The organism is Streptomyces sp. BE303 (assembly GCF_036290945.1).
Lineage (GTDB): Bacteria > Actinomycetota > Actinomycetes > Streptomycetales > Streptomycetaceae > Kitasatospora.
The window spans coordinates 1-556 of sequence record NZ_JAQYWZ010000055.1 but is presented as its reverse complement, the minus strand read 5'-3'; the positions used below and the strand labels follow the sequence as shown (position 1 = coordinate 556).

Annotated in this window: 1 protein-coding gene; it reads left to right on the top strand. The window is 73.7% G+C overall.

The window, feature by feature from the left end; all coding sequences use genetic code 11:
* On the top strand, positions 1-556 hold a 556-nt coding region (locus PUR56_RS00190), incomplete at both ends, for a polyketide synthase (RefSeq protein WP_329947333.1).

Genomic DNA, 556 nt, shown 5'->3' with positions numbered 1-556 from the left:
GTCCGGCCGCGTCTCGTACTCGTTCGGCCTGGAGGGGCCGGCGGTGACGGTGGACACGGCGTGCTCGTCGTCGCTGGTCGCGCTGCACCTGGCCGCGCAGGCGCTGCGGTCGGGCGAGTGCTCGATGGCGCTGGTCGGCGGCGTCACCGTGATGCCGAACCCGGATGTGTTCGTGGAGTTCTCGCGTCAGCGCGGGCTGGCTGCCGACGGCCGGTGCAAGTCGTTCGGTGCGGACGCGGACGGGACGGGTTGGTCCGAGGGTGTCGGCATGCTGCTGGTCGAGCGGTTGTCGTCGGCGCGGGCTGCGGGTCGTCGGGTGCTGGCGGTGGTGCGGGGTACGGCGGTGAACCAGGACGGTGCGTCGAACGGTCTGACGGCGCCGAACGGTCCGTCGCAGCAGCGGGTGATCCGGGCCGCGTTGGCGCAGGCGGGGTTGAACCCGCAGGACGTCGACGCGGTCGAGGCGCACGGCACCGGCACGACGCTCGGCGACCCGATCGAGGCCCAGGCCCTCCTGGCCACCTACGGTCAGGACCGGGACGGCGGCGACCCGCTC